18 protein-coding genes are annotated in these 17,022 nt (G+C 68.8%); 8 read left to right on the forward strand and 10 right to left on the reverse strand.

The features are described from left to right. Positions 1-91 precede the first annotated feature (91 nt). The 4 genes from OPU66_RS05795 to OPU66_RS05810 all read right to left on the reverse strand — a co-directional run bounded on the left by OPU66_RS05795 (position 92) and on the right by OPU66_RS05810 (position 6,290). Positions 92-1,384, reverse strand: coding sequence for a M24 family metallopeptidase (locus tag OPU66_RS05795; protein ID WP_498552667.1), 1,293 nt, complete (start codon positions 1,382-1,384; stop codon positions 92-94). A 166-nt stretch (positions 1,385-1,550) separates the two neighbouring features. Next, a complete protein-coding gene (locus OPU66_RS05800) occupies positions 1,551-3,887 on the reverse strand; it encodes a TonB-dependent receptor (protein WP_498552668.1) in 2,337 nt (778 codons plus the stop codon). 136 nt (positions 3,888-4,023) lie between these two features. Next, positions 4,024-5,241 carry an MFS transporter gene (locus OPU66_RS05805; RefSeq protein ID WP_498552669.1) on the reverse strand — a complete coding sequence of 406 codons (1,218 nt, stop codon included), beginning with the start codon at positions 5,239-5,241 and terminating at the stop codon, positions 4,024-4,026. 38 nt (positions 5,242-5,279) lie between these two features. Further along, the gene (locus tag OPU66_RS05810) at positions 5,280-6,290 is read right to left on the reverse strand and encodes a LacI family DNA-binding transcriptional regulator (RefSeq protein WP_498552670.1); all 1,011 of its coding nucleotides are present in this window, start codon (positions 6,288-6,290) and stop codon (positions 5,280-5,282) included. Between the two features lie 92 nt (positions 6,291-6,382). On the opposite strand from OPU66_RS05810, the gene OPU66_RS05815 reads away from it, so the two are divergent. Further along, a complete protein-coding gene (locus OPU66_RS05815) occupies positions 6,383-7,372 on the forward strand; it encodes a quinone oxidoreductase family protein (RefSeq protein ID WP_498552671.1) in 990 nt (329 codons plus the stop codon). 13 nt (positions 7,373-7,385) lie between these two features. On the opposite strand, the gene OPU66_RS05820 is transcribed toward OPU66_RS05815, so the two are convergent. Both OPU66_RS05820 and OPU66_RS05825 read right to left on the reverse strand, forming a co-directional pair. Continuing rightward, complete coding sequence (locus tag OPU66_RS05820) at positions 7,386-8,147, reverse strand: enoyl-CoA hydratase/isomerase family protein (RefSeq protein WP_498552672.1); 762 nt, start codon at positions 8,145-8,147, stop codon at positions 7,386-7,388. Next, positions 8,144-9,244, reverse strand: a complete 1,101-nt coding sequence (locus OPU66_RS05825) for a CaiB/BaiF CoA transferase family protein (protein WP_498552673.1) — start codon at positions 9,242-9,244, stop codon at positions 8,144-8,146. Before OPU66_RS05825 ends, OPU66_RS05820 begins: the two co-directional genes overlap by 4 nt. A 135-nt stretch (positions 9,245-9,379) precedes the next feature. Between OPU66_RS05825 and OPU66_RS05830 the strand changes: the two genes are divergently transcribed. Beyond that, positions 9,380-9,553: a hypothetical protein gene (locus OPU66_RS05830; protein WP_498552674.1), complete on the forward strand. Its 174-nt coding sequence runs from the start codon at positions 9,380-9,382 to the stop codon at positions 9,551-9,553. Between the two features lie 25 nt (positions 9,554-9,578). On the opposite strand, the gene OPU66_RS05835 is transcribed toward OPU66_RS05830, so the two are convergent. Beyond that, the gene (locus tag OPU66_RS05835; RefSeq protein WP_498552675.1) at positions 9,579-10,844 is read right to left on the reverse strand and encodes an MFS transporter; all 1,266 of its coding nucleotides are present in this window, start codon (positions 10,842-10,844) and stop codon (positions 9,579-9,581) included. A gap of 141 nt (positions 10,845-10,985) precedes the next feature. On the opposite strand from OPU66_RS05835, the gene pgsA reads away from it, so the two are divergent. From pgsA to OPU66_RS05850, 3 genes are read left to right on the forward strand one after another with little or no spacing between them, the layout of a single operon-like run. Further along, the gene (gene pgsA, locus OPU66_RS05840; RefSeq protein WP_498552726.1) at positions 10,986-11,558 is read left to right on the forward strand and encodes a CDP-diacylglycerol--glycerol-3-phosphate 3-phosphatidyltransferase; all 573 of its coding nucleotides are present in this window, start codon (positions 10,986-10,988) and stop codon (positions 11,556-11,558) included. A gap of 4 nt (positions 11,559-11,562) precedes the next feature. Continuing rightward, a complete protein-coding gene (locus tag OPU66_RS05845; protein WP_498552676.1) occupies positions 11,563-11,829 on the forward strand; it encodes a MoaD/ThiS family protein in 267 nt (88 codons plus the stop codon). After that, the gene (locus OPU66_RS05850; RefSeq protein WP_498552677.1) at positions 11,826-12,266 is read left to right on the forward strand and encodes a molybdenum cofactor biosynthesis protein MoaE; all 441 of its coding nucleotides are present in this window, start codon (positions 11,826-11,828) and stop codon (positions 12,264-12,266) included. The genes OPU66_RS05845 and OPU66_RS05850 overlap by 4 nt, the downstream gene beginning before the upstream one ends. Here the strand turns inward: OPU66_RS05850 and OPU66_RS05855 are convergent. Beyond that, positions 12,242-13,159 carry a hydrogen peroxide-inducible genes activator gene (locus OPU66_RS05855; RefSeq protein ID WP_498552678.1) on the reverse strand — a complete coding sequence of 306 codons (918 nt, stop codon included), beginning with the start codon at positions 13,157-13,159 and terminating at the stop codon, positions 12,242-12,244. The genes OPU66_RS05850 and OPU66_RS05855 overlap by 25 nt on opposite strands. A gap of 156 nt (positions 13,160-13,315) precedes the next feature. Here OPU66_RS05855 and OPU66_RS05860 point away from each other — a divergent pair, with 156 nt between their 5' ends. After that, a complete protein-coding gene (locus OPU66_RS05860; RefSeq protein WP_498552679.1) occupies positions 13,316-13,858 on the forward strand; it encodes a peroxiredoxin in 543 nt (180 codons plus the stop codon). 192 nt (positions 13,859-14,050) lie between these two features. After that, positions 14,051-14,572, forward strand: a complete 522-nt coding sequence (gene ahpD, locus OPU66_RS05865; protein ID WP_498552680.1) for an alkylhydroperoxidase, AhpD family — start codon at positions 14,051-14,053, stop codon at positions 14,570-14,572. A 66-nt stretch (positions 14,573-14,638) separates the two neighbouring features. Here the strand turns inward: ahpD and OPU66_RS05870 are convergent, their stop codons facing one another. Further along, positions 14,639-16,147 (reverse strand): YifB family Mg chelatase-like AAA ATPase, encoded by a 1,509-nt coding sequence (locus OPU66_RS05870; RefSeq protein WP_498552727.1) that lies wholly within the window; start codon positions 16,145-16,147, stop codon positions 14,639-14,641. Between the two features lie 257 nt (positions 16,148-16,404). Between OPU66_RS05870 and OPU66_RS05875 the strand changes: the two genes are divergently transcribed. Further along, positions 16,405-16,602 carry a hypothetical protein gene (locus OPU66_RS05875; protein WP_498552681.1) on the forward strand — a complete coding sequence of 66 codons (198 nt, stop codon included), beginning with the start codon at positions 16,405-16,407 and terminating at the stop codon, positions 16,600-16,602. On the opposite strand, the gene OPU66_RS05880 is transcribed toward OPU66_RS05875, so the two are convergent. Then, positions 16,553-16,987 carry a winged helix DNA-binding protein gene (locus OPU66_RS05880; protein ID WP_498552682.1) on the reverse strand — a complete coding sequence of 145 codons (435 nt, stop codon included), beginning with the start codon at positions 16,985-16,987 and terminating at the stop codon, positions 16,553-16,555. The genes OPU66_RS05875 and OPU66_RS05880 overlap by 50 nt on opposite strands. Positions 16,988-17,022 lie beyond the last annotated feature (35 nt).

Below are 17,022 nucleotides of genomic sequence, written 5' to 3' on the forward strand. Positions count from 1 at the left end.
ATGCCGGCGATGCCGCCGGGCAGCAGCCCGACGCCCAGCGCCGCCGCGCCGCCCAGCGCCGCGCGCCGCGACAGGTGAAGGCCAGCACCGCTCATTTCGCGCCCCCGATCAGATAATAAGCGGTCTGCCGACCATCGAGATAGCTGACCGTCCGGCCATCGAAAAATGCATCCTCCTCGGTGCGGAAACCGACCGGCTGATTGTCCCATTCGGGCACCTTGTGGGTGGCGCTCAGCTCGATCGACCAGGCGGTGTCGGCATTGACCGGGCCGTCGCCGCGCGGATCGGGCTTCTGATTGTCCCAGAAACCGATCGACGGGCCGGCGGCATGGCCGTGATAGCCGATCGGGTGCGAATAGATGCTGGGTTCAAGCCCCGCGGCGATGGCGGCGGCGCGGGCGCGGGCCAGCACCGTGTTGCCGCTGATCCCGGTCTTAAAGGCGCTGGTCAGCGCATCCTGCACCCGGTTGCTCGCCGCCAGCCCGTCGCGCAGCCCCTTGGGCGCGTCGGTCTCGCCGGGGCGCAGCACATAGGCATTTTGCTGGGTATCGGTCGCCAGCCGCAAATAGGTGATGCCGAAATCGGTCCAGATCATGTCGCCGGGCTGGATCACCGTATCGCCCGACAGCATCCCCGGCGTGCCGCGCCGGTTGATGCCGACCGAGGGCTGGAACCAGGTGTCGACCCCGAGCGCGCGGATCTTTTCGCGGTACCACCACACCAGATCGCTGGCGCGGGTGACGCCGGGGGTGACGACCTTGTCCGACAGCCCTTCGCCGATGATCGCATGGGCCAGCCGCACCACCTCCCGATAGCGTTCGACCTCGGCCGGGATGCGCGTTTCCAGCCAGCGTACGGCCAGCACCTCGTCGCGCACCACCCGCGCCCTGAGCGCCGGGGGCAGGGCGGCCATCATCTCGTCATGCGCGCTCAGCGTCATGCCATCGGCATAGGCGGTGGTTGGCGAGGAGTTGATGGCGATGCGGCGCGGCGACCGCTCGGCGATCAGCTCGGCCAGCCGCCGCCATTGATCGGGCTGGGTCTCGGGCGACCACGCCGCCTCGAACAGCCCCCCCAGCCCGTAGCGGCTGACGGTCAGCCGCTCGACCGGCTTGCCCTGACCGGGATCGAAGAAGATCAGGATCGTCCGCCGCCGCGCCGCCATGCTTTCGGCGTCGAGCATGGTGGCGACGACCGGCTCCTCGAAATTCTCGCGCGCCACCAGCACCCACATGTCGACGCCGCGTTCGCGCATGATGCGCGGCACCACGGTGTCGAGCCGTTCCTTCAGCCAGCCATTGATGATCGTCGCCTGATCGCGCAGCGGCAGCACCGCCGGATAGGGCGTCCGCGCCGCGCCGGCCGCTGCCGCGGGCGCCGACATGACAAGGCCGGCAGCCACGGCCGCCGGCCCCAAAAATGCAAGAAACCTGTTCGTCACCGTGTCATTCCTCCCCTTTGCCGAATGGCATAGCGGGGAACGGTCCGGCGTCAAACCGGGCAGGTGCCGGACCGGGGATGCGCTGTCCGGCACACCCCCGGCCGGGCGGTCAGAAGCGCGCCGTGGCCTGAATGCCGTAGAAGCGCGGTTCGGCCGGGATGAAGGTCGGGATGCCGAACCCGCCACCGGTATTGCCGGCGTCGAGCAGATAGTCCTTGTTGGTCGCGTTGCGGATGAAGACCGCGACCTCATAACGCTTGTCGGCAAAGCTGACGCCGCCGCGCGCGTTGATCAGCGTCACCGCCCCTTGCGAGATTGCCGGGTTGTTCGGCAGTTCAAAGAAGATGCGGCTGCGATAGGTCACGCTCGGCGTCAGGAAGAAGCGCGTGCCTTCGGCGATCGGCGCGTCGATGGTGAAGCCGGCCGCACCCTGCCATTCGGGCTGGAGGCGGAAGCGGTTGCCGGCGAAGCGGCCATTGGCCGGATCATTGTCGATCCCGCCATCGATATAGCCGACATTGCCGAACAGGGTCAGCCATTCGGTCGGCCGCGCCTGCAGTTCAAGCTCGACGCCCAGATTGCTCGCATTGCCGGCGCTGCGCGTGATGTTCACGCCATTTTCGGTGATCGAGACCTGGAAGTCCTGATATTCCTGCAGATAGACGCCGAGCGCGCCGGAGAAGATGCCGGCCGAACCCTTGATCCCGGCTTCATAGTTCCAGACGGTTTCTTCCGACACATTCTGCAGCCGCCGCTGCACGACCCCGGCGACGCGCTGCGCATCGACCTGCAGCACCGGCGAGCGCCGGCCCTTGGACACGGTTGCGAACAGGTTGATCTCCGGGCTGACGCGGTAAAGCACGTTCACGCGCGGCAGCCAGGCGTCGAAGCTGTCCCTGGCCGAAAACTCCTGCCCGCCGGTGTTGATCTGGCCGGGGATGAGCGGCGCGCGGCTGATGACCGAGTTGGGAACGACCGACAGATAGCCCGAGCGGCGGCGTTCGAACAGATAGCGCAGCCCGGCGGTGATTTCGAGCGCCGGGGTGGGGATGAAGGTCGCATCGGCGAACAGCGAATATTGGTCGTTGCGGCCGCGATTCTCGAACACCGAGCTGTAGGGAATGCGCGTGAACGCACCGCCGGTCAGGATCGACGTCGCCTGCGCTGCCGTCACCGTGCCGTTGGCCGCGATGCAGGGCAGGCCCGGCACCAGCCGCGCCGCGCACTGCAGATAGGTGCCTTCTTCGGCCGAGAAGGGAACACGCTGGCTGCCGTCTTCGTGGAAGTAATTCCACCCGGCAAAGCCGCGGAACGTGTCGCTGGTATAGGACAGGCGCAGTTCATGGTTGAACTGCCAGCCCTTGGCCTCCTCGGCGAACTCGAGATACCAGGCGGCCGAGCCGTCGGCGTCGAACACTTCAAGGCTGTCGAACTGGCGATAGCCGTTGACCGTGGTCAGCGACCAATCGTCCGACAGCTCATAGGTCGCGCTCAGATTGAGGTCATAGACATTGCGGTCCAGCCCGAGCTTGTCCTTGCCCAGCGCCTGGCCGGAGACTGGCGAGCCGCCCAGGAACGCGCGGCCGAACGGATTGCCCGGCCCGTCGGTCGTCGGCAGCGCGCGCGAGATGAACGGCGTGCCGCTGTTGCGCTGCCGGTCATAGGTGCCGATCAGGTCGATGGTCAGCACGTCGCTGGGGGTGAAGCGGATCGAGCCGCGCACGCCCAGATTGTCCTGCGCGTAGAGATCGTCCTGATTGGGCGCGAGATTTTCGACATAGCCGTCGCGCTTGCGCCATTCAAAGGCGACGCGGCCGCCGATCTTGCCATTGCCGGCGTTGAAATAGCCCGACACCTGCTTCTGGTCGAAATTGCCATAGCCGATGCTCAGCATCCCCTCGGTGCCCTCGCGCGGGCGCGCCGAGGTGAGACTGATCGCGCCGATGGCCGAGGCGGTGCCGAACAGTGTCGCCTGCGGCCCCTTCACCACCTCGACGCGCTCCAGATCGTAAATGCCCTGATAGGAGCCGCGCGAGCGCGAGATGTCGACGCCGTTGTAATAGAGCGTGACGCGCGGGCCCTGCTGCGCCGAGCCGCTGTCCGAGGTGATGCCGCGAATGACAATGCCCGGATTGTTGGCGCTCTGTTCCTGAATGTTGAGGCCGGGGATATAGTTCGACAGCTCGTCGAGATCGGTGACGCCCAGATCGCGGATGCGCTGGCCCGACACCGCCGAAATCGTGATCGGCACATCGGTCAGCCGCTGTTCGATCTTCTGCGCGGTGACGATGATGTCGCCCAGGCCCTGATCGTCACCGGCGGCGGCCGTTTCTGCCGGCGCGTCGGCGGGGGCCGCCGGATCGACCGGGGCGGCCATGGCCGGCACACCGGTGAAGGACGCAAGGATGGTGCCCGCCAGCAAGGCGGACTGAAGGGTCGCGCGCATTTTGTTCTTCCCCCAAAAAGGATTGACTGCGCGCCGCCGTTGCAGCGCCGACATGACGAGGGCGCTGCCATTTTCCTACGAAATCATGACGATCGTCGATTGTTCACATTAAATCGCGGATGCCTGTATCCGGAAATCAGCCCTGGGCCGGGCGGATCACCGGGACCAGCAGATGCACCCACAGGGTGGCGATCAGATAGGCGCTCGCGCACACCGCGAACATCGGCCAATAGCCAAGGCCATTATCGATGCTCCACCCCGCCAGCTCGATCATTCCGGCGCCCGACAGATTGCCCGCCACCGCGCCCGCGCCGATCACGGTCGCCACCCGCCCGGCCGGGATCGCATCGGCGGCCAGCCCGAAGATGTTGGTCGAAAAGCCCTGATGCGCGAACAGCGCGATGCCGATCACGAACGCCGCCATCCAGGGGCCGGGGGCGAGGATCGCAAGCGGCATCGGCAGGATCATCAGCGCATAGAACAGCATCGAGCTTTTGCGCGCGCGATTGACGCTCAAGCCGCGCGCGACCAGCCGGGGGAACAGCAGCCCCGATGACAGGGCACCAAGGGCTGCCAGGCTGTAGATCAGGGCCACCGGGCCGCCCAGCGTCCCCTGGCTCATCCCGAATTGGCGGCCGAAGAAATCGGGGATCCAGAACAGCAGGAAGAACCAGCACAGATCGCTGAAGAATTTCGCGCCGATGATCGCCCAGCTGCGCCGGTCGCGGATCAGTTCGCCCAGCGGCACCCGCGCGCCTTCGGCCGCGCCCTGATCGGCGACCGGGGTCAGGCCGCGCGTGCCGCCGATCCAGAAGATCAGCCAGACAAAGCCGAGCGCGCCGGTGACGATGAACGCCGCCTGCCAGCCAAAGGCGAGCGCGAGCGGCGGGATCATCAGCGGGGTCAGGATCGCGCCGATATTGGGCGCGGTGTTGCCAAGGCCGAGCGCCAGCGACCGCTGGCGGAGCGGCAGATAGACGGCGGCGGATTTGACCGCGGCCGGCGTGCCGACCGTCTCTGCCGCCGCCAGCGCGATGCGCGCGGCGACGAACTGGCCGACGCTGGTTGAAAAGGCATGGGCGATGCCGGCAAGGCTCCACAGCGCCACGCCCCAGCCAAGCGCACGGCGCACGCCGAACCGGTCGACGATATAGCCGACGAACAGGAACGAGATCGCCGCCGTCACCTGAAAGGCCGAGCCGAGCAGCGCATAATCGCGGTTCGACCAGGAAAATGCTGCCTCGAGCGTGGGCTTGAGCAGTGCGAGCACCTGCCGGTCGACATAGTTCAGCGCGATCGCGACGAAGATCAGCGCGATCAGCAGCCAGCGCCGCGCGGCCAGGGGGTCGGTCATCAGGGCATCCTCTTTATCGGATGCAGAGGATAGCGTTGTCAGGCCTCAGGGCAAGCGCCGGGCGCGGCGACGGTTTCGCGCCGCACCAGCTCGTAAGGCACCAGCCTCAGCCCCGGCTCGGCGCGGTCGAACAGCAGCTCTGCGGCCCGTTCGGCAAGCACGGCGATGGGCTGGCGGACCGTGGTGAGCGGCGGCCAGACCGATCGCGCCAGATCGGTGTCGTCGAACCCGGCGATGGACAGGTCGCCCGGCACCGCCATCCGCCGCCGGTGCGCGGCCGCCAGCACGCCCGCCGCCATGTCGTCGCTCGAGGCGAAGATCGCGGTCGGCGGGTCGCGCAGGTCGAGCAGCCGGTCGGCCGCCGCCTGACCCGAGGTGAAATCGAACCAGCCCTGCTGCACCAGTTCCAGATCGACCCCCAGCCCGGCATCGCGCAGCGCATCCAGATAGCCGGCCAGCCGCTGGTTGCTGACCGCATAGCTGCGGTGGCCGACGACAAAGCCGATCCGGCGATGGCCAAGCCCGATCATCATGGCCGTCACCGCGCGCGCCGCCGCTTCATTGTCGATGGCAACCGCCGCGCTGCGCTCCGGCGCGATGCCCGGCGAGATGCGCACATAGGGGGTGTTCGCCGCCTCCAGCGCGTCGAGCACCGGTTCGAGATCGGCGATGGGCGGCGTCAGGATCACCCCGTCGGGGCTGAGCTGGCGCAGCATGTCGCGGACATCGTCGCCAAGCTCGGTGCCTTCAATGTCATAGGCATGGACGATCAGCCGCACGCCTTCGGCGGCGCAGCGGCCGCGCAGCCCGGCGATCAGCCCGTGGAGATAATAAGGCCCCGGATTGCTGCACATCAGCGCGATCTGGAACGACCGCCCGCCGGCCAGCGCGCGGGCGGCGGCGCTGGGCCGGAAGCCGAGCATGGCCATCGCCTCCTCGACCTTGGCGCGCGTCGCGGGCCGCACATAGCGCTCATTGTTGAGCACCCGCGACACCGTCTTGATCGACACGCCGGCGACGCGCGACACATCCTTGATGTTGGTGGCCATTTTGGGGTTGTCGCCAAGCTTCCGATTATTGTCCAGCCATGTCAGAACCGATCCGGTTGCAATCGCACGGCCCTGGGCGGCCGTGCGGGCAGATGCGGGGGAGAGCGATGGCGCAGACGGTGGTGATCGAACGGACGGGCGGGCCGGAAGTGATGGCGCTGGTCGATGCGCCGCTGCCGCCGCCGGGGCCGGGCGAGGTCCGGATGCGCAACACCGCGATCGGGCTGAACTATATCGACACCTATCACCGCTCCGGCCTGTATCCCGTCGATCTGCCCGGCGGGCTGGGGATGGAGGCCGCCGGGCTGGTCGAGGCGGTCGGGCCGGGGGTGGAGGGGCTGGCACCCGGCGACCGGGTGGCGACCTTCGGCCCGGCGCGCGGGGCCTATGCGGCGGCGCGCAACGTGCCTGCCGCCAGCCTGTTTCGTGTGCCCGCCGGGATCAGCGACGAGGACGCGGCGGCAGCCCTGCTCAAGGGCTGCACCGCCGAGTTTCTGGCCGAACGGGCGGCTGCGGTCGCGCCGGGCGATGCCGTGCTCGTCCATGCCGCGGCGGGCGGCGTCGGGCTGATCCTGACCCAGTGGCTGAAGGCGCTGGGCGCGACCGTGATCGGCACCGCATCGAGTGCAGCCAAATGCGCGGCCGCGACGGCGGCGGGGGCCGATCACATGCTGCTGGCCGATGATCCCGATGCTGCGCGGCAGGTGCGGGCGCTGACCGGCGGGGCCGGGGTGCGGGTGAGCTTTGACGGGGTCGGCGCGGCCAGCTGGGCGCTGTCGCTGGCGGCGACCGGGCGGCGCGGGCTGATCGTCAGCTTCGGCAACGCCTCCGGCCCGGTCAGCGGCGTCGATCTGGGCGTGCTGGCCCGCGCCGGATCGCTGTTCGTCACCCGGCCGACGCTGTTCGACTATTATGCCGCGCCGGACGAGCGCGCGGCCGGCGTCGCCCGGCTGTGGGAGATGATCGGCAGCGGCCGCGTCAGCGTGACCATCGGCCAGCGTTATGCCCTTGCCGATGTCGTGACCGCGCACCGCGACCTTGAGGCGCGGCGCACCAGCGGATCGACCCTGCTGATCCCCTGACCGGGAGGACGCTTCAGCCGTTTGAGGTGAAGCGCGGCGGGCGTTTCTGGGCAAAGGCGGCGGTGCCCTCGGCGAAATCGGGCAGGGTGAAGGCCTCAGCAAAGATCGCGCCGGTCGCCGCATCCTCGTCCACCTGGCCGTCCAGCACCCGGCGCACCATCGCCTTGGCCTCGCGCACGCTGTGCGGCGAGGCGGCGAGGATCGGCGCGGTCAGCGCGTCGGGCGTGTCGGCGACCAGATCGACAAGGCCGATCCGCTCCGCCGCCGCCGCGTCGATCAGCTGGCCGGTGAACAGCAGCCGCTTGGCCCGCGCCGGGCCGACCAGATCGACCAGCAGCTTGGTGTCGTGAAACGGATAGACAAGGCCCAGCCGCGCCGGGGTGATGCCGAAGCGCGCGCGCGGCGTCGCCACCCGCAGGTCGCAGGCCAGCGCCAGCCCGCAGCCGCCGCCGATACAGTCGCCATCGACAAAGGCGATGCTGGGTAGCGGCGTGCGCGTCAGCGCGTGCTGGGCGGCGAACAGCGCTGCCTGATTGTCCGCCCGCCACGCCGGATCGCCCGAGCGGGCAAGCAGCTCGGCAATGTCGGCCCCGGCCGAAAACATCCCCGGCACGGCGGAGCGCAGGAGGAGCAGCCTGACCCCGGGCGTCGCCGCCGCCTCGGCAAGCAGGCCGGGCAGCGCCCGCCACATCGCCAGATCGAACGCGCCGCGCCGTTCCGGCCGGTCGATCCGCAGTTCGGCACAGGGACCGTCGATCACGAGCCTCAGCATCACAGTGCCTCCCCGCCATTGACCGGGCCGAGCGGCGGGGCCGGCCGGTCGGGCGGGCCGCTGTCGGCAAAGCGGATCGCCGGGCCGATCTGGCGGCCGCCGCCCGCTTCGACCAGCAATCCGCGCCCCGCGACATGCGGTTGGTCGAGCGCCTCGCGGAAATCGAGCACCGGGGCGAAGGCGACATCCTTGTCGGCAAACCACCGGATCCAGTGATCGCGGTCATGCGCGGCAAAGGTCGCGGCCAGAAACGCGCGCACCGGTTCCTGCCCCGCGCCCGCCGGGCCGAGCGCGGCGTCGATCAGGTCGGGCCGCCCGAGCGCGCCCAGCAGATTGCGCACGAACTTTTCCTCGCGCCCGCCCAGCGCGACATGGCGGCCACAGGCGGTGCGGTAGATCTGGTAGAATGCCGCCCCGCCCAGCGAACGCTGTTCGGCCGAGCGCGGGGCAGGGCCGCCGATGATCGCCCCGCCCGCCGTGTGCGCGCACCAGGGCAGCAGGCTGTCGAACATCGCAATGTCCAGATAATCGCCGCGCCCGGTCCGCTGCCGGCCGATCAGCGCCATCAGCACGCCCGCCAGCCCGGTCAGCCCGGCGGCGACATCCGATGCCGCGACACCCGGCACCACCGGCGTCCCGTCCGGCCCGTCATTGACCGACAGAAATCCCGCCAGCGCCTGCACCGCCATGTCGTGCGCCGGATGATCGGCCAGCGGCCCATGCTGGCCAAAGGCGGTGACCGAGCAATAGACGATGCCGGGATGGCGGGCGGCGACTGTCGCATAGTCAAAGCCCAGCCGCGCCATCACGCCGGGCCGGAACCCTTCGACCAGCACATCGGCATCGGCCAGTTCGTGCCACAGCCTTGCCCGCCCGGCGGCGCTTTTCAGGTCGAGCGTCATGCTGGTCTTGCCGCGGTTGAGCGAGCGGAACCAGACCGACTGGTCGCCGTCCATCGGTGCCTGGGTGCGCGCGGGATCGCCGCCCGGCGGTTCGATCTTGACGACATCGGCCCCCTGATCGGCCATCATCAGGGTCAGCATCGGGCCGGGCAGGAACTGGGTCAGGTCGACCACCTTGATGCCTGAAAGCTTGCCCATCCGCGTCCTCTTTCCCCCATGTGTGCGCCGCCGGGCGCTGTGCGCGAACCGGTTGCATTGCCGTCCGTTTTCGGGACGGCGTTAACCATATTCGGCGCGAGACGGAATCGTAAACGGCGCGTTAACCTCTCGCCCATGAAACGCAGACTTGTCCTGACCAATGAAGGTGCCGGCCATCCGTTTCGCCGCCGGCTGCCGCGTCCCGCCACCGCGCTGATCGAGGCGCTGCCCGACGACCGCAACGATCTGCGGCTGTTCGCGCTGAGTTTCACCGCCTTTTTCGTGGCGATCTACAGCTTCATCGCCTGATCGCCGGCCCGGGCGCAGGCCCGGTTCAGTCGCAGGCCTTATGCAGCTGCCAGGCGAGCGCGGCGGAGATCAGGCACATGCCCGCCGTCATCAGAAACTGGTCGACCGCCGACACGCCGATAAAGCTCAGCCCCAGCGCGCAGACCGATCCGATCACCATCGCGCCCGAGTTGACGATGTTGTTGGCGGCAACCGTGCGCGCCGTCTCGCCCTGCGACACGGTGGTGGTGAGGAACGCATAGAGCGGCACGACGAACACCCCGCCCGCGATCGCGACCCCCAGCAGCGCGCCGAGCAGCGCTGGGGCACCGGGATGGGCGATGAACTCCATCACGTCATACAGATCGCGCCCGTCGGGCACCCAGCTGCGCGCGATCAGATAGAAAGCGAGCACGAACCCGCCCATCACGATCACCGCCGGGGGCGAATAGCGCGCCGACACCTCGCCCTTGAGCAGCCGGTTGATGATCACCGAGCCGATGGCGACGCCGACCGAGAAGACGGCGAGGAACAGGCTGGCGACCGCCTTGTCCGCGGTCAGCACGTTTTTGACGAGCGGCGGGAATTGCACGAACAGCACCGCGCCGATCATCCAGAAAAAGCTGATCGACAGGATCGCGAGGAACAGCTTGCGGATGTGCATCGTCGAGGCGACCAGCCGGTAGGACGCGGTCAGCGGGTTATGGTCGACATGATCCAGCTCCCCGGTCGGCGGGGCAGGCGGCACCTGCCGCCCGGCCAGATAGCCGAGCACCGCGACGATCACGACCATCGCCGCCGCCGCCTTGACCGGGATGACGCCGGCGATGATCGTGCCGGCAAGGATCGAGATATAGGTGCCCGCCTCGACCAGCCCGGTGCCGGCCAGCACCTCGTCCCGTTCCAGATGCTGGGGCAGGATCGCGTATTTGATCGGCCCGAAAAAGGTCGAATGCACGCCCATCGCCAGCAGGGCGGCCAGCATCAGCGGGATCGACGGCAGCAGCAGCCCGATCGCGCCCACGGCCATGATCAGGATTTCGGCCAGCTTGACCAGCCGGATGATGCGCGCCTTGTCGGTCGCGTCAGCCAGCTGGCCCGACGTTGCCGACAGCAGGAAGAAGGGCAGGATGAACAGCCCGGTCGCCAGCCCCGAAAACCAGGTTTCCTGCTTGGGGTCCGAATAGACGTTGTAGACCGCGAACAGCACCATCGCGTTCTTGAACAGATTGTCGTTGAACGCCCCGAGAAACTGGGTGACGAACAGCGGCAGGAAACGCCGCCGCGTGAGAAGCCCCATCGAACTTTGCATGATCCCGTGGTCGGCCCCGTTGCTGCCCGCCGCGGCTCTAGCCGGTCATGGCGGGTTGTGAAAGGGCGATGGGCGCGACGGAGCGGCGGTGCCTCGTCCCCGGCTTCAATGTCGGGCGCGGCTGGGCTAAGCGGTGGCGTGATGCTGACCCTGCCCAATCTGCTGACGCTGTCGCGCATCTTCGCGGTGCCGTTTCTCGTCTTCCTGCTCTGGTATCCGGCCTGGCGGCTGGGCTTTGCGCTCGCCTTTGCGCTCTACTGCGTGGTCGGCGTCACCGATTATCTCGACGGCTATCTGGCGCGCGCGCAGGGCACGGTGTCCAAGCTCGGCATCTTTCTCGATCCGATTGCCGACAAGATCATGGTCGCGGCGGTGATCGTGATGCTGCTGTCGACCGGGGCGGGGGCGGAGGGGCATGCCATCGTCCATGGCTGGCACGTCATCCCCGCGCTCATCATCCTGCTGCGCGAAATCGCCGTGTCGGGCCTGCGCGAGTTTCTGGCGCAGCTGAGCGTGTCGGTGCCGGTCAGCCGGCTCGCCAAATGGAAGACCGCGTTCCAGATGGTGGCGCTGGGCGCGCTGATCCTGTCGGGCGCGGTGCCGGACAGTCCGCTGATCTTCACCGCCGGGCTGGCGAGCCTGTGGGCCGCCGCGGCACTGACGCTGGTGACGGGGTGGGATTATCTGCGCGTCGGCATCAGGCATATGGACTAGGGCTTTGGCAAGGCTGCTTTATTTTGCCTGGGTCCGGGAACGGATCGGCCTGGCCGAAGAATGGCGCGACCTGCCCCCCGGCCTCGCGGACCTGAACGCGCTGATCGACTGGCTGGCACAGACGGGGCCGGGCCATGCCGCGGCCTTTGCCGACCGGACGCGGATCCGCGCGGCGATCGACCAGCACGCGGTGCCGCTCGACACGCCGCTCGGTGCGCTGGCGGACGGGGCGGCGGAAATCGCCTTTTTCCCGCCAATGACCGGCGGATGATCGATACCGCACTGACCGACGGGCCGTTCGACGCCGAGGCCGCGCTCGCCCCGCTCGACCGGCTGGGGGCGGGGGCGGTGGCCAGCTTTGCCGGCATCGCCCGCGCCGATGACGGCGTCACCGCGCTCGTGCTTGAACATTATCCGGGCATGACCGAGGCGGCGCTCGTCCGGCTGGCCGGGGAGGCGATGGCGCGCTTCGCCCTGTCGGGGGTCGTCATCCGCCACCGCATCGGCGCGGTGCCGGTGGGCGAGCGCATCATGATCGCCGCCGCCGCCGCCCGCCACCGCCATGCCGCGCTTGATGCGTGCGCGTTCCTGATCGACCGGCTGAAGACCGGCGCACCGTTCTGGAAACGCGAGCTGCTGGCCGATGGCACGACGCGCTGGGTGGAGCCGCGCGCTGGCGACGATCAGGCCGCCGCGCGCTGGGACTGACCGGCGGCGCGCAGCAGATCGGCAAGCAGGTGGAAATCGCGGTCGCGCGGGCTCCCCTTGCGCCATAGCAGCGCGATCTTGCGCGACGCATGGCTGGAATCGAGCGGCCGGGCGATGACGCCGGTATGGTCGAGAATCCCCGCCTCGATCGCCATTTCGGGCAGCATCGTCACCCCCAGGCCATTGTCGACCATCTGGACGAGCGTGTGCAGCGACGTGCCGAGCATCGTCGCCTGGGCGCGCAGTTCGGGCCGGTTGCAGGCGGCAAGCGCATGGTCGCGCAGGCAATGCCCGTCTTCGAGCAGCAGCAGCTCGTCGGGATCAATGGCGTCGGGCGCTATCTGCGCCGGCAGCTCGCCGCCGCCGCCCGGATAGGCGATGAACAGCCGGTCGTCGAACAGCGGCTCGGCCTCCACCTCGCCACAGGCAAAGGGCAGGGCCAGCAGCACGCAATCGGCGGTGCCCCGGTGCAGCGATTCGCAGGCCGCCGCGCTCGGCTCCTCGCGCAGGAACAGGCGCAGTTCGGGCCGTTCGGCGCGGATCTGCGGCAGGATGCGCGGCAGCAGGAACGGCGCGATGGTGGGGATGACGCTCATCCGCATTTCGCCCGACAGCGGCTTGCCCGCCGCGCGGGCGAGATCGGCCAGCTCCTCGGCTTCGCGCAGCACGCGCCGCGCTTTCTGCGCGATGCGGTCGCCGGTGGGGGTGAAGCGGACGACGCGGCGCGTGCGTTCAACCAGCGTCATGCCGATCAGCGATTCCAGCTCGCGCAGCCCCGCCGACAGCGTCGACTGGGTGACGAAACAGGCGTCCGCCGCCCGCCCGAAATGGCCATGGTCGTGCAGCGCCACCAGATATTGCAGCTGCTTGATGGTCGGCAGGAAGACCGTCATTTTTTATCGCCTCTGTCGATCAATGGATCAGGAATAATCTATTTGATCGATGATTTCCAGAGCGCTATTCGGGGCCGGTGCCGGGCAACGAGTCGCTGCTCCGGCCAGGTTTTTTCATCCGGGCCCGGCCACGGGCCTCAGCTTAAGGAACGCACCATGCTCACCGTCGGCGACAAGCTTCCCGAACTCACCCTGCCCGTGCAGCAAGGCACCTCGGCCCTGCCGGCCGGCGAGACGATCAACCTCGCCGACACTGGCGGCAAGTGGAAGGTGCTGTTCTACTGGCCCAAGGACTTCACCTTTGTCTGCCCGACCGAAATCGTCGGCTATGGCAAGCTGAAGGGCGAGTTCGCCGACCGTGACGCCGTGCTGATCGGCGCGTCGACCGACACCGCCCATGTCCATTTCGCGTGGCGCCGTTCGGACGCCGAACTGGCCGAAGCCGATTTCCCCTGGATCGCCGACAATGGCGCCCAGCTGGCCGGCGCGCTCGGCATCCTCGACAAGAACGAGCATGTCGCGTTCCGCGCCACCTTCATCATCGATCCGGACAATGTGATCCAGCACGTGACGGTGAACGGCCTGAACGTCGGCCGCAACCCGCAGGAAACCCTGCGCGTGCTCGATGCGCTCCAGACCGATGAACTCTGCCCGTGCAACTGGAGCAAGGGCGAGGACGTGCTCAAGCCGGCGGCCTAAGCCCCGGCCCGGCCGGGCGCAGCGCCTCCCCCCCTTCCGCTGCGCCCGGCCACTTCCTCTCTCCTGTTGTTCCCTTCCGGCTGCCCCGCCGGCCTGCGGTGATCGTGCCCCGACCGCCTGCCGCCCTGCGCGCCGCGCCGCGCACGCTTTTTGGCTCCCCGATCCCCCTCACTCCCGACAAGGAAACCGACCATGTCGCTCAAGGAATTTGCCGACACGCTGCCCGATTTCGCCAAGGATCTGCGGCTGAACATCAGCTCGATCCTCAACGACCAGCTGCTGGGCGACCAGCGCAAATACGGTCTGCTGCTCGCGACCGCGCATGGCACCGGCTATCGCCCGATCGTCGTCGCGGTCGAGGCGGAGATCGACGGCAAGCTCAGCCCCGAAGCCGCCAATGGCGCGCGCGCGGCCGCTGCGGTGATGGCGATGAACAATGTCTATTATCGCTTCACCCACCTTGCCTCGAACCATGAATATCAGACGATGCCGGCCAAGCTGCGCATGAACGTCATCGCCAATCCGGGCATCGACAAGGCCGATTTCGAACTGTTCAGCCTTGCCGTGTCGGCCCAGAATGGCTGCGGCATGTGCATCGACAGCCATGAAAAGGTGCTGCGCCAGCACGGCGTCAATGCCGAGACGATCCAGGCGGCGGCGCGCATCGGCGCGGTGATGACGGCGGTCGCGACCGTCCATGCCGCGCTGAACTGATCGCGGGTACCGACCCCAAATGGGCGGCGGGGGCGACGGCTCCCGCCGCCTTTTTTGCAGCCGGGGTCAGTTGCGCGGCGGCTGGCGGCGATAGCTGAGCGCTTCGGCGACATGGCTGCGGCCGACCGTCTCTGCCCCGGCAAGATCGGCGATGGTGCGCGCGACGCGCAGCACCCGGCCATAGCCGCGCGCCGACATGTGCATCGTCGCCGCCGCCTGGGCGAGCAGCGCCCGCCCGGCCTCGTCGGGCCGCGCCGCATTGTCCAGCCAGTCGCCATCGGCCTCGGCATTGGTGCGGATGCCGGCATCGCGGTAGCGTGCGGTCTGCACGTCGCGCGCCGCCCTGACCCGCGCCGCCACCTCTGCCGATCCTTCCGCCGGGGCGGGCAGCACCAGATCGGCCGCGCTCAGTGCTGCAACCTCGACATGCAGGTCGATGCGGTCGAGCAGCGGGCCGGAGACGCGCGCCTGATAATCGGCAGCGCAGCGCGGCGCGCGCGCACAGGCCAGCGCCGGATCGCCCAGATGGCCGCAGCGGCACGGGTTCATCGCCGCAATCAGCTGCACCCGCGCCGGATAGGTGACATGGGCATTGGCGCGCGCGACCATCACCGTGCCGGTTTCCAGCGGCTGGCGCAGCGAATCGAGCACCGCGCGCTGAAACTCGGGCAGCTCGTCCAGAAACAGCACGCCCAGATGCGCCAGGCTGACCTCGCCGGGCCGGGCCTTCAGCCCGCCGCCGACCAGAGCCGCCATCGACGCGGAATGATGCGGCGCGCGGAACGGGCGGCTGCGCGCGATGCGGCCGCCATCGAGCGTCCCGGCAACGCTTGCGACCATCGACGCCTCCAGCGCCTCGGTCGCGGTCAGTTCGGGCAATATGCCGGGCAGGCAGGCCGCCATCAGCGATTTGCCCGCGCCCGGCGGGCCGATCATCAGCAGATTATGCCCGCCTGCCGCCGCGATCTCCAGCGCCCGGCGCGCGCTTTCCTGGCCCTTGACCTGGCGCAGGTCCGGCCCCGGCCGGGGCGGTTCGGCAAGCCCGGGCGGCGGGGGCGGCAGCGGGCTGGTGCCGCGCAGATGGTTGACGAGCGCGATCAGATCGGGCGCGGCGACCACCGCCGTGCGCCCGGCCCATGCCGCCTCGCTGCCCTGCGCGGCCGGGCAGATCAGGCCAAGCCCCTGTTCGGCGGCATGCAGCGCCGCCAGCAGCACGCCCGGCACCGGCGCGATCCGCCCGTCCAGACCCAGTTCGCCGACCGCCAGATGCTCGCTCAGGCTTTCGGCATCGGCGACGCCCATCGCCGCGAGCAGCGCCAGCGCGATCGGCAGGTCGTAATGCGAGCCTTCCTTGGGCAGATCGGCGGGCGACAGGTTGACGGTGATCCGCCGCGGCGGCAGCGCAAGGCCGATCGAGGCGAGGGCGGCGCGCACCCGCTCGCGGCTTTCGGCCACCGCCTTGTCGGGCAGGCCGACGATGACGAAGCCGGGCACCCCGGCGGCCAGCTGGACCTGCACTTCGACGCTGCGCGCGTCGAGGCCGAGAAAGGCGACGGTGGTGATGGTGGCGACCATGTGCCCGTCAGACCATGGCCGGGGCGGTTCGTGCAGCGGGAACTGCATCCGGAACGGTTGTATGCCCCCGGAAGGCACGATAGTCGTGCTATGAAAATCTATTGCGACGGTTGCGGGACGGCCGTGTGCGGCGAGCCGTGCGCGCGGTTCGTTTCGTCAGGCAGGAACCGGGCCCGGACTGTGGCGGCATTGTGCCGCCGGCACGTGACCGGCGCGACGGGCGGATGGAGGGGGCCGAGGATGGAAAGGCCGTGCCGATGACCAGGACCGAGCTGCTGCACCGGGCCGTCCAGCTGGGCGACGAATTGATCGCGCTCGCTGACCGGCTGCCCGGGTCGCTCGCCGCGCCGCACCTGTCGCTGGGGATCGAGATGCTGCGCGCCGAGCTTGCCGCGGCGGAGAAGCTCAGCAGGCTTCGAGATACAGCCTCAGGCTCTCATAACCCTGAGCGGTAAGCCGCACGAATGACCGCCGCCGGTCATGCGGGTCCTTGTGCCGTTCGATCAGCGTGCGTTCCTCGAGCAGGGTCAGCCAGCGCAGCGCCGTCGTCGTCGGCACGCCGGAGCCGAGACAGGCATCGCTGACCGACAGCTTGCGCCCCCGCGTCTGGGCGATGAACACATCGAGCAGCATGTCCCAGGCCGGTTCGCAGAACAGATCGGCATTCTTGCCGAAGAACACGTCGCGCGCGCGGCGCAGTTCGTAGAGCGTCTCCGCCCGTTCGACCGCCGACACATTGGGCCCGGCCAGCGCCGATGCCTCGTGCGAGCACAGGTTGCGCAGCTGCCGGTCATTGCCCGGGCATTTTCCGCCCTGATCGATCCTGTTCATGTCAGCCATTGGCCGCCTCCCCTTGAGGTTGCGGCCGCATCCGC

The sequence above is a fragment of the Sphingomonas sp. URJC2 genome (assembly GCF_059803575.1).

Excerpts from the sequence above, each read along its gene's own strand:
- OPU66_RS05795 (WP_498552667.1), bottom strand. The coding sequence starts at position 1,384 with ATGTCGGCGCCCGCGGCAGCGGCCGGCGCGGCGCGGACGCCCTATCCG.
- OPU66_RS05800 (WP_498552668.1), bottom strand. The coding sequence starts at position 3,887 with ATGCGCGCGACCCTTCAGTCCGCCTTGCTGGCGGGCACCATCCTTGCG.
- OPU66_RS05805 (WP_498552669.1), bottom strand. The coding sequence starts at position 5,241 with ATGACCGACCCCCTGGCCGCGCGGCGCTGGCTGCTGATCGCGCTGATC.
- OPU66_RS05810 (WP_498552670.1), bottom strand. The coding sequence starts at position 6,290 with ATGGCCACCAACATCAAGGATGTGTCGCGCGTCGCCGGCGTGTCGATC.
- OPU66_RS05815 (WP_498552671.1), top strand. The coding sequence starts at position 6,383 with ATGCGGGGGAGAGCGATGGCGCAGACGGTGGTGATCGAACGGACGGGC.
- OPU66_RS05825 (WP_498552673.1), bottom strand. The coding sequence starts at position 9,244 with ATGGGCAAGCTTTCAGGCATCAAGGTGGTCGACCTGACCCAGTTCCTG.
- OPU66_RS05830 (WP_498552674.1), top strand. The coding sequence starts at position 9,380 with ATGAAACGCAGACTTGTCCTGACCAATGAAGGTGCCGGCCATCCGTTT.
- OPU66_RS05835 (WP_498552675.1), bottom strand. The coding sequence starts at position 10,844 with ATGCAAAGTTCGATGGGGCTTCTCACGCGGCGGCGTTTCCTGCCGCTG.
- pgsA (WP_498552726.1), top strand. The coding sequence starts at position 10,986 with ATGCTGACCCTGCCCAATCTGCTGACGCTGTCGCGCATCTTCGCGGTG.
- OPU66_RS05850 (WP_498552677.1), top strand. The coding sequence starts at position 11,826 with ATGATCGATACCGCACTGACCGACGGGCCGTTCGACGCCGAGGCCGCG.
- OPU66_RS05855 (WP_498552678.1), bottom strand. The coding sequence starts at position 13,159 with ATGACGGTCTTCCTGCCGACCATCAAGCAGCTGCAATATCTGGTGGCG.
- OPU66_RS05860 (WP_498552679.1), top strand. The coding sequence starts at position 13,316 with ATGCTCACCGTCGGCGACAAGCTTCCCGAACTCACCCTGCCCGTGCAG.
- ahpD (WP_498552680.1), top strand. The coding sequence starts at position 14,051 with ATGTCGCTCAAGGAATTTGCCGACACGCTGCCCGATTTCGCCAAGGAT.
- OPU66_RS05870 (WP_498552727.1), bottom strand. The coding sequence starts at position 16,147 with ATGGTCGCCACCATCACCACCGTCGCCTTTCTCGGCCTCGACGCGCGC.
- OPU66_RS05875 (WP_498552681.1), top strand. The coding sequence starts at position 16,405 with ATGACCAGGACCGAGCTGCTGCACCGGGCCGTCCAGCTGGGCGACGAA.
- OPU66_RS05880 (WP_498552682.1), bottom strand. The coding sequence starts at position 16,987 with ATGGCTGACATGAACAGGATCGATCAGGGCGGAAAATGCCCGGGCAAT.